The sequence below is a fragment of the Nocardia sp. NPDC004604 genome (assembly GCF_040609795.1).
GTDB lineage: Bacteria > Actinomycetota > Actinomycetes > Mycobacteriales > Mycobacteriaceae > Nocardia.
Window position 1 is genome coordinate 1 of record NZ_JBEXLC010000225.1, and the last position, 9,997, is coordinate 9,997.

A 9,997-nucleotide genomic window follows, 5' to 3' on the forward strand; every position below is an offset into this window, starting at 1 on the left:
CGGTTGAACGTGTCCGCTCGGGATCGGTCGAACTCGGGCATGAGGGGTTGGTCGACGACGAGCGTGCAGGTTCGGTTGAACGTGAGCGTGCGGGGTCGGTTGAACGTGAGCGTGCGGGGTCGGTCGATTACGAGCGTGCGGGGTCGGTTGAACGTGACCGCGTGGGTTCGGTCGAACGCGAGCATGCGGCCGGATACGAGCGCGTCGGGTCGGTCGATTACGAGCGTGCGGGGTCGGTTGAACATGACCGCGTGGGATCGGTCGAACGTGAGCGCGTGGGATCGGCCGAACTCGGGCATGCGGGTTCGGTCGAAGGTGACCGCCTGGGATCGGCCGAATACGAGCCCGCGGGATCTGCCAGCGAATACGCCGGATCAGTCGATACCCCGGCCGCATTCGAATACGACTACCCGACAACGATCCTTGTCCCGGTACGAGTCGATGCTTCGGTACCGGTCGATGACTCGGCGACGATCGACGACCTGCCGCCCACCGTCGAGGCTCCGGCCCTGTTCGACGACGAAGACGACGAGACCGAAGTCGCCGACCGGGCATCCGAGGTCGCCGAATCCGAACACGTCGCATTCTCGATCGACACGGCGGCACATGACTACCCGTTCGAACTGGCGGTCCCGCACCGACCCGAGGAACCCGACGACAGCCCCATTCCGCTCTCGCTCACTCCGAATGCCGTGCGGCTCTTGGACTCCGGAGCCGAACTGCGCGTCATCACCCTCGATATCCCGCCCAGCTTCTCACCCGAGGCGGTGCAATTCGCCGTCGATACGGTGCTCGAGCAGCATCCGATGCTCTGGGTCCGCCTGCACCGCTCCGGCGTCGGGCCCGATCCGGTCTTCGAGATTCCGGCCGAGGTCCAGCGCCTCGACGAGGCATTCCTCGAGCTGGAGTACACCGCCGACCAGACCCCACCGCCCCTCGATGATGTGGTGCGCGCCGTGGCCACCGAACTGGATCCGGTACACGGCCGCAATATCCGCTTCGTCCTGGTCGGCGGCCGAGAGGTGCCCTCGACCATGGTGGTGGTGGCCAACGGTCTGGTGGTGGACGACACCTCGTGGCGCACCATCATCGACAAACTGTCGCTGGCCTGGTCACGCGGCAGGCACCGGACGCCCGCCGTGCTCGAGTCCGGCCTGTCCGATCTGCTCGGTGTGCTCTCGGAGCGGGCGAGTGGCCCGGCCGCGATCGAGGAAGTGGCGTGGTGGCACCACACCCTGAGCGTGGTCCCCGCGGCCGCGGCCGGTGCCACGGGCAAGAATCTGCGGTCGCGTCGTCGCGTCTCACTGACCATCACCACCGAGGGCACCGCGGCCGTCGTCGCGGCGGCCGCCGCACACGGCGCAAGCGTCGACGAGGTGCTGCTGACCGCTCTGGCCATCGCGCGCATCACCTCCGCGGGCGAAACCGTCACCGACGCCATCGGTCCGGTGGTGCGCCTGCTCGCCGACAGCCGGGGGATGGCCGAGACCGATACCCTCGTCGGCGCCTTCACCACCGCCTATCCGCTGCCGATCGGGCTGGAGGGCATCGATATCGAGGAGGCTCTGGTCGGTGGCTATGCGGCGGGTATCGCGATCCAGCAGATCAAGCGGCTGACGGGTGCGGTGCCGTCCTACGGCGTCGGTTACGGGTTGCTGCGCTATCTGAATCCCGATACCGCCGCCGCCCTGAATGCACTGCCGGTCGGCCGGTGCGCGCTGCGCTATCGGGATCTGCGCCCGGCGCAGGTGCACACCGACGAACCGGCCACCGATCTGCTGCTCGATATCACCGCCGACGCCACCGCCGACGGTCTGCTCGTGCGCTTCGACTACGCGGCCGAGGTGTTCGGTGGTGACGAGGTCAAGACCTTCGCCGAACACTGGATCCGGGCACTCGGCGGGCTGGCCGAACACGGTCAGCAGGTGCGCGCCGGATGACCTCGCTCGGGCGCGGACCGGGGCGACCATGATCACATTCGGGCAGCTCAGACACGGTCGAGCAACATTGCGGTAACGATGTCCAGTATTGTCACGACTAAATAGGCCGTATGGTCGGGCATGGTGCCGTTGGCACGGTCCCTGACGGCCTGGGGAAGCCCACCCGTAATCACGATACGAAGTGAAGGTGTGAAATTGATGCGTAGTCTGATCCGGCGTCGCGGCACACGTGCGGCGGCGGTGATCGCGGCAACCGCGGCATTCGCGGGAGTCATGTCCGGCTTCGGCGCATCCACGGCGACGGCAGACCCGATCATGGATTCGAAGGCGCTGCTGGCGAATCCTGTCTCGGCGGACGGCTCGAAGATCACCAAGGCCGAGTACAAGGACGACCGCAACATCCGCCTGCAGGTCTACTCCGCGGCCATGGACCGCACCTTCCCGGTCGACGTGCAGCGCCCCGCCGACGCCTCGGTTCCACGCCCGGTCCTGTACCTGCTCAACGGTGCGGGCGGCGGCGAGGACGACGCGTCCTGGGTGGCCAAGACCGATGCGCTGAAGTTCCTCGGCGACAAGAACGTCAATGTGGTCCAGCCGATCGGCGGCAAGTGGAGCTACTACACCGACTGGATCAAGGACGACCCGACGCTCGGCCGCAACAAGTGGAAGACCTTCTTCACCGAGGAGCTGCCGCCGCTGATCGACGGCGCGCTCGGCGCCAACGGCACCAATGCCATCGCCGGCCTGTCCACCTCGGGCACCACCGTGCTGGCGCTGCCGATCGCCAAGCCGGGCCTGTACAAGGCCGCCGCCGCCTACAGCGGCTGCGCCCAGACCAGTGATTCGGTCGGCTCGGAGTTCGTCAAGCTGACCGTCGAGACCTGGGGCGGCGGCAATGTCGAGAACATGTGGGGCCCGCTCGGTTCGGCGGATTGGAAGGCGAACGACCCCTACGTCAACGCCGAGGGTCTGCGCGGTACCGACCTCTACATCTCGACCGGCAACGGCCTGCCCGGCCCGTACGACACCCTGAACGGTCAGTACGCCCTCCCCGGCTCCTACGGTCTGGCCAATCAGATCCTGATCGGCGGCATCATCGAGGCGGGCACCAACTACTGCACCAACAACATGAAGACCAAGCTGGATTCGCTCGGCATCCCGGCCACCTTCAACTTCCGCCCCTCCGGCACCCACTCCTGGGGCTACTGGAACGACGAGCTGCACGCGTCCTGGCCCACCCTGGCCCGCGGCCTCGGCCTCTGAGGCAGCCGCCGGGAGATAGTTGATCGCACCCGACCGCCCCGATGTGTTCTACAACACAATCGGGGCGGTCGGTCTTTTTTTGTCCGGTTTTCGCGTTATTACTGTTTTCGCAGGTACATGGGTAGCTCGTCGGCTGTGGGCCGACTCGGCCCGTACCGGACCGATGGTCGCGGACGGCGCGGTCGAGGCGCCTGAGTTCGGCTTGCAGGTTTGGATAGGCGGGATCAACTAACGATAAAGTTCGGGAACCCGTAAAATTCTGTTCTGTGAGTACAACCCTGGTTGAATCGGCGCGAAACGCGACAACCCGCGCGAGATCTGTCAGCGTCTTGCTCGGCCCGGCATTCGTAGCGGCCATCGCCTATGTCGATCCCGGCAATGTGGCGTCGAATATCAGTGCGGGCGCCGAGTTCGGCTATCTGCTCGTCTGGGTCATCGTGATGGCCAATGTGATGGCCGGGCTGGTGCAGTTCCTGTCCGCGAAGCTGGGGTTGGTCACCGGTATGTCGCTACCGGAGGCGGTCCGGTCGAAGTCGAGTCGCGCGGTGCGTCTTGCCTATTGGATCCAGGCCGAGACCGTCGCCATGGCCACCGATCTGGCCGAGGTGGTCGGCGGCGCGATCGCGCTGAAGCTGCTGTTCGATCTGCCGCTGCTGGTCGGCGGTCTGATCACCGGTGTGGTCTCGATGGCGCTGCTGCTGGTGCAGAACCGCCGCGGGCAGAAGCCGTTCGAGCGGGTGATCACGGGTCTGCTCGCCGTCATTGCCATCGGCTTCCTGGCCAGCGTGGTGATTGCGCCGCCGTCGGTCCCCAGCACCATCGGCGGGCTGCTGCCGCGCTTCCAGGGCTCGGAGAGCGTGCTGCTCGCGGCCGCCATGATCGGCGCGACCGTCATGCCGCACGCGGTCTACCTGCACTCCGGACTGGCCCGCGACCGCCACGGTCAACCCGAGGTCGGGCCGATCCGCACCCGGCTGCTGCGGATTACCCGATACGACGTCGGACTGGCCATGGTGCTCGCGGGCACGGTCAATCTGGCCATGCTGCTGATGGCCGCGAACACCCTGCGCGGCCGCGAGAATGTCGACACCCTCGAGGGTGCGCATGCCGCCGTCGGCGATGCGCTCGGCCCCGTTGCCGCGCTGCTGCTGGCAATCGGCCTGCTGGCCTCCGGCCTGGCATCGACCTCGGTCGGCGCGTATGCGGGCGCGATGATCATGGAAGGCCTACTGCGCCGCAAGATTCCGCTGCTGGCCCGCCGTCTGGTCACGCTGGTTCCGGCCATCATCATCCTGGCGGTCGGCATCGATCCCACACGCGCGCTGATCATTTCGCAGGTGGTGCTCTCGTTCGGCATTCCGTTCGCGCTGATCCCGCTGGTCCGATTCACCAGCGACCGGGTCCTGATGGGCAACGATGTCAACCACCGGGTCACCACCGGCTTGGCTTGGCTGGTCGCCCTCATTATCAGCCTGCTCAATGTCGCACTGATCTACCTGACCGTCGCGGGCAACTAGGCGAACAGGGTGCGCTGGGCATAGCCGGTATCGAAATACTCACGGGCTTCGGCGATTTTGCCGTCCTCGACCCGGAAGACGATTGCCACGTTGTTGACATACGGCTCGCCCGCCTTGGTGGTCGCGTGGGTGGTCCATTCGGCGACAGCCTGCGCGCCGTCGGCCAGTACGGTCCGCACCTGCTGACCGATCGGCTGGGACAGATCCATCCGCTCGATCATCTGCGCGACGAATTGCCCGAAGATCTCCTCCGGTCCGGTCCAGGTCCGCGCGGTCGGCAGCTCGCCGAACAGGGTCCAGGTCGACTCCGGTGTGAAAAAGGCGGCGGCGCGCTCGGCATCGCCGGATCCGAGCGCCTCGATATAGGCCAGGATCGTGGCGCGGGTCTGCTCGGTGCTCGACATGGTCACTCCTTCAGGCATCGATGGTGAGGATCGCGTTGCCGCGGATCCGGCGGTTGTTCAAATCGGTGAGCACGCTCGCCGTTTCGGCCCAGTCGGCGACCCTACCGATCTCCGGATGCAGGCGGCCCCGCGCCGTCAGATCCACCAGGACGCGCAGGTCTTCGGCATCGGTGGTATCGGCGACCCAATGTGGGAAGTGCTTCAGCGTGAACGGGCTGACCGTGAGGTATTCGAAGAAACTGAGCCGGATCGGTTGCAGACTCGCCTGGCCGAACCACAGCACCGTGCCGCCGGGCGCGATCCGCGCAAGCGCGTGCGCGAACACATCGCCGCCGACCGATTCGAAGATCACCTCGAAGGGGCCATCCGCATCGGCGACATCATGGATAACGGCCGCGCCGAGTTCGGCCAGTCGGGCGCCGCGCTCGGGGGAGGCCGCAACCGCCGTCACCGCAATGCCTGCGGCCGTTGCCAATTCGACGAGATAGTGGCCGACCCCGCCGGATGCGCCGGTGATCAGCGCCTTCTTATCCGCCGGGGCCTCGACATGGCGGAGCAGGCGTAGCGCGGTCAAACCCGCGAGCGGCAGCGCGGCCGCGGTGGTGGTCGGCACCGCGTCGGGCAGTTCGACCAGTGCGGACGTCGGCACCGGCACCCGCTCGGCCCAGCCGCCACCCTCGGCATGGCCGACCACTCGGGTTCCGACGGCGGGCCCCGAGCCGTCGGCGGCGGCCGCGACCACTCGGCCGACCACATCCTGTCCCATAACGGTGCCCGGCTCGGTCGGGGTGCCGTAGGCCCCGGTCATGGCGAGGATTTCGCCGCGGTTCACCGAGAATGCCTCGACCTGGATGACCGCGGCGTCGGCGGTGGGCGTGGGTTCGGGGATCTCGGCGAACCGCACCAAGGTCCGATTACCGTTCGCGGCAAGGGCTTTCATCTGTATTCCTCCTGGTCGTTGCAATGAAAACGACCCTAGGAGGGTTGGTCTCCAGGTGAAAGAAGGCAGTAATTAGTGGTATAGGTACCTGGTGGATACCAACGATCCCATGGCATACGACATCTTCAACCTGAACTGCCCGTCCCGTGCGATCTTCGACCGGCTCGGTGAACGCTGGACCGGACTGGTGCTGCTGGCCCTGAAACCGGGCACACTGCGCTTCTCGGAGCTGCGCAGGCAGGTGCAGGGCATCACACAGAAGATGTTGACCCAGACCCTGCGCGGTCTGGAACGCGACGGCATGGTGTCGCGCACGGTCTATCCGACCGTGCCGGTCACCGTCGAATACACCCTCACCCCGCTCGGCCACAGTCTCGGCGCCGCGGTCGATGTGCTGCGGGCCTGGGCCATCGAGCACATCGACGAAATCAATACCGCCCGAGCGGAATACGCCGCAGTCGGCTAGTCAACCCAGTTCTCTATCCAGTACTTCCAGATCAGCGGGGCGTAGGCGGCCAGCGGCGGCACCTTGATATCGGTGCCGGCCAGCGCGGTGGTGGCGTTGCGGCAGCCGAACCAGCAGCTGAATTCGCTGTGCTCCAACACATCCTGGGGCACACCGACGCGGGGGAGCAACCAGTTGGTTCCGGGGATGCGCAGCAGCATCTCGAGAGCGCGCTTGGGCATTACCTCGACCAGATGCGGCGCACCGGCCTCATCGGCGAACAGATTCAATGCCTCGGCGGCGCTCTGCCGCCGCGGATCGACCAGATGATAGGTGCACGTATTCGAGTCGGGTCGGTGTGCAAGGTGATCCAGTGCGCGGGCCACGAAATCGACCGGGACCATATTGGTCTCACCCAGCTTCGGCACCAGCACCGGCAGGATCCTCGGCAGCTGTGCGGCCATCCGCAGCAGCCGGAAGAAGTAATAGGGCCCGTCGATCCGGTCGATCTCACCGGTGCGCGAATGTCCGATCACGATCGAGGGCCGATAGATGCGCCAGCCGATCCCGGACTCGCGCACGATCCGCTCGGCCTCGAATTCGGCCCGCTGCATCGGCGAGGTCAGCACCTGGCCCACGTCGAACATGTCCTCGGTGAACAGGCCCTCGAATCCGCCCGCCACATCCACCGTCGAGATATGGTGCAGCAGTCCGGCCTTCAGCCCCTCGGCGACATCGATGACATTGCGGGTGCCGCCGCCCCGCTCGGTGAGGTCATAACTGGACGCCAGATGGAAGATATGGTCGATCGAGCCCCGGTGCTCGGCGAGCCAGCCGGGATCGATGCCGAGCCGAGGCGCGCCGAGATCCCCGCGCACCGGCCGTACCCGATCCTCACCCATCCACTCCTGGGCACAGCAGGTGTACCGGTCCGCCGAATCGATGCCCGGCCGTACCAGCACATGAATATCCCCCTCGCGTTTCAGCAGCTCGGGGACAAGAAACCGACCGATAAACCCAGTTGCTCCGGTAACCAGGTAAGCCATAGCGGATCAACATAGTCGCTGGTTCGGGCGCAGGTGTGCCCGGGATCACTTGCCTGCCTTGCCGAGCCCCGTCGAACTGGTCGGCGCGGTCAGTCCGCGAAGACCGGCTTGCGCTTGGTGAGCATGGCGGTCGCGCCTTCGACGAAGTCGGGGGACCGGAGCAGTTCGCTCTGGCCGGACTTTTCGGCGGCGAGCGAGGCGTCCAGTGCCGACAGGGTCGCGGCGTTGAGTGCCTTCTTGGTGAGTTCGAGCGCGCGGCGCGGGCCCGCGGCGATCTTGGCGGCCGCCGCCTCGACCAAGGCGTCGAGTTCGTCCTCGGGGGCCACGGCGGTGAACATTCCGGCCGCCTTGGCCGCCGGGGCGGGCAGCCGCTCGCCGAGCAGTGCCATCTCCGCGGCCAGCGCGCGTCCGGCCGCCGCCGCGACCATGGTGGCCGCGCCGCCGTCGGGCATCAGGCCGATATTGACGAAGGCGAGCAGCAGGTAGGAGTCCTCGGCGGCATAGACCAGATCGGCGGCGAGCGCGAGGCCGACACCGACACCGGCGGCTGCGCCCTTGACCCGGGCGATGACCGGAATCGGAGCGTCCACAATGGCTTTCACGAGGCGGTTGGCCGCGTCCATCACCATGTCTGACGATATGCCGCGCTGCGCTTCCGACGCGGTTGCGGCAAGATCGGCTCCCGTGCAGAAATCGCCGCCCGCACCGGTCAGTACGATCACCCGAACCGAACGGTCCGTGGCGGCGGCCAGGAAGGTGTCACCGAGGGCGACCATCGTGTCGTAGTCGATGGCGTTCTTCCGCTTCGGCTTGGTGATCGTGACCCGCAGCACCTTGCCGTCGTGGACGGCGCTGAAGCCCGCGGTGGTGGTCGCGGAATCGGGGTTGCTCATGTGCTGCTCCTGGTCTGGAATTCGGCGGGCGCTGGGTTTTTCCAGCGACCCGCAATCGCTGCGGCTGGCCATGAATGGTGGTTAACTTTGCGAATTGTGGTTAACTTAGGATGATTTGTCGGGCGCTGTCAACCGGCGGCGCCGTCGCAGAACGGAGAGTTTCATGGTCGCGGATCGCAGCGAGGTCGACATCGCTGGCGATCGCTTTCGGGTCGCTCGAAACAACCCCGATCCCGCGCGCGCCGATGCGGGTGGGACCCGGGCGGCCGCCGAACCCGCCCCATCGGTCCGGCGTCGCCCGAAGGATCGCAAGGTCCAGATCATCCGGGCCGCCGCGCGCGCGTTCAGCGAGCGCGGGTACTACCCGGTCGGCGTCGACGAGATCGCCGCCGAGGTCGGTATCTCGGGGCCCGCGCTGTATCGCCATTTCGCGAACAAGTACGCGTTGCTGGTCGCGGCCGCCGAGGAAGGCGCACTGCACCTGCTGAAGGTTGCGCGCGGCGCGGACGATCCGACCCTGGCGCCGGAGGCCAGGCTCGATGCGCTGATCAAGGCGCTCAGTGACCACACCATCGACATCCGCCGCGAGGCCGGGCTGTACCGCTGGGAGCGGCGCTATCTGGAGGCCGAGGACCGGGCCCGGATCAGGAAGGTCTACGACGCGCTCAACGCGCTGCTGGCCGAGCCGATCGGACAGCTGCGCCCCACCGCGCCGCCCGCCGATGTGGCGATGCTGGCCGCTGGGGTGCTCAGCGCCATCGCCGGCATCTCCTCGCATCGCACCGCGCTGGCCACCGCCCGGCTGCTGCCGCTGCTGCGCGAGATGTGCTGGTCGATCCTGCGCGCCGAGCTGCCGCCGGCGCCGACCGAACCCGATCCCGGACCGGCCGCCCGCGGCCTGCCGATCACCTCGAAACGCGAACAGTTGCTCACCGAGGCGATCCGGATCTTCGGTCGCCAGGGGTATCACGAGGCCAGCATCGAGGAGATCGGTGCGGCCGTCGGCATCAATGCCTCCAGCGTCTACCGGTACTTCACCAGCAAGGCCGATCTGCTCGCCGCCGCCTTCCATCGCACCGGTGACCGGGTGGCCATCGCGATCACCGAGGCGCTGGCCGAGGCGACCAGCCGCCCCGACGCGGTCCGGCGCATCGCCGACCGCTACGCCCGGCTCACCTTCTCGATGCCGGAGATCATGCCGGTCTACTACGCCGAATTCAGCAATCTGCCGCCGGCCGAACAGCACAAGCTGCGCGCCATCCAGCGCCAGAATGTGCTGGAGTGGGCCAACCTGCTCGACGGCGATCAGATCGAGGCGCGTTTCCGCGTGCACGCCGCGCTCGGTCAGGTGATCGACGTCGGCCGGTTGACCAAATTCGACTCCCGGCCCGAGCAGATCGCGCGCGTGCGCGCCCTGATGGAAGCCGTGCTGCTCGGCTCTGTCTAATTTGCAGCGCCTGCGGCGCTGCGTGTTCGCGGCCCCCTTTTGTCTCGCGTCCGAGCCGTCGAGACTCGCGCCTGCGGCGCATGCGCTTCGACGACTCGGACG

The 9,997-nt window shown here is 67.0% G+C and carries 10 protein-coding genes; 5 read left to right on the forward strand and 5 right to left on the reverse strand.

What is annotated here, in order from left to right:
- The coding region (locus ABZW16_RS41240; protein WP_354961594.1) for a hypothetical protein at positions 1-299 on the reverse strand (299 nt) is incomplete at its 3' end.
- Between ABZW16_RS41240 and ABZW16_RS41245 the strand changes: the two genes are divergently transcribed.
- The 3 genes from ABZW16_RS41245 (at position 276) to ABZW16_RS41255 (ending at position 4,720) form a co-directional block, all read left to right on the forward strand.
- Positions 276-1,940, forward strand: a complete 1,665-nt coding sequence (locus ABZW16_RS41245) for a condensation domain-containing protein (protein ID WP_354961595.1) — start codon at positions 276-278, stop codon at positions 1,938-1,940. The two genes, ABZW16_RS41240 and ABZW16_RS41245, sit on opposite strands and share 24 nt — an antisense overlap.
- A 273-nt stretch (positions 1,941-2,213) precedes the next feature.
- Positions 2,214-3,203 carry an alpha/beta hydrolase family protein gene (locus ABZW16_RS41250; protein WP_354961602.1) on the forward strand — a complete coding sequence of 330 codons (990 nt, stop codon included), beginning with the start codon at positions 2,214-2,216 and terminating at the stop codon, positions 3,201-3,203.
- A gap of 278 nt (positions 3,204-3,481) precedes the next feature.
- A complete protein-coding gene (locus tag ABZW16_RS41255) occupies positions 3,482-4,720 on the forward strand; it encodes an Nramp family divalent metal transporter (RefSeq protein WP_354961603.1) in 1,239 nt (412 codons plus the stop codon).
- On the opposite strand, the gene ABZW16_RS41260 is transcribed toward ABZW16_RS41255, so the two are convergent.
- Complete coding sequence (locus ABZW16_RS41260; protein ID WP_354961596.1) at positions 4,717-5,124, reverse strand: nuclear transport factor 2 family protein; 408 nt, start codon at positions 5,122-5,124, stop codon at positions 4,717-4,719. The genes ABZW16_RS41255 and ABZW16_RS41260 overlap by 4 nt on opposite strands.
- Before the next feature lie 10 nt (positions 5,125-5,134).
- On the reverse strand, positions 5,135-6,064 hold the full coding sequence (locus tag ABZW16_RS41265; RefSeq protein ID WP_354961597.1) for a zinc-binding dehydrogenase: 930 nt from the start codon (positions 6,062-6,064) through the stop codon (positions 5,135-5,137).
- 109 nt (positions 6,065-6,173) lie between these two features.
- On the opposite strand from ABZW16_RS41265, the gene ABZW16_RS41270 reads away from it, so the two are divergent.
- Positions 6,174-6,530: a helix-turn-helix domain-containing protein gene (locus ABZW16_RS41270; RefSeq protein ID WP_354961598.1), complete on the forward strand. Its 357-nt coding sequence runs from the start codon at positions 6,174-6,176 to the stop codon at positions 6,528-6,530.
- Here ABZW16_RS41270 and ABZW16_RS41275 read toward each other — a convergent pair.
- Together ABZW16_RS41275 and ABZW16_RS41280 are read right to left on the reverse strand one after the other, a co-directional pair.
- Positions 6,527-7,555, reverse strand: coding sequence for an SDR family oxidoreductase (locus ABZW16_RS41275; RefSeq protein WP_354961599.1), 1,029 nt, complete (start codon positions 7,553-7,555; stop codon positions 6,527-6,529). The genes ABZW16_RS41270 and ABZW16_RS41275 overlap by 4 nt on opposite strands.
- Positions 7,556-7,644: 89 nt before the next feature.
- Positions 7,645-8,448: an enoyl-CoA hydratase-related protein gene (locus tag ABZW16_RS41280; protein WP_354961600.1), complete on the reverse strand. Its 804-nt coding sequence runs from the start codon at positions 8,446-8,448 to the stop codon at positions 7,645-7,647.
- Between the two features lie 163 nt (positions 8,449-8,611).
- Here ABZW16_RS41280 and ABZW16_RS41285 point away from each other — a divergent pair, with 163 nt between their 5' ends.
- Positions 8,612-9,895 (forward strand): TetR family transcriptional regulator, encoded by a 1,284-nt coding sequence (locus ABZW16_RS41285; protein WP_354961601.1) that lies wholly within the window; start codon positions 8,612-8,614, stop codon positions 9,893-9,895.
- The last annotated feature ends 102 nt before the right edge of the window (positions 9,896-9,997 follow it).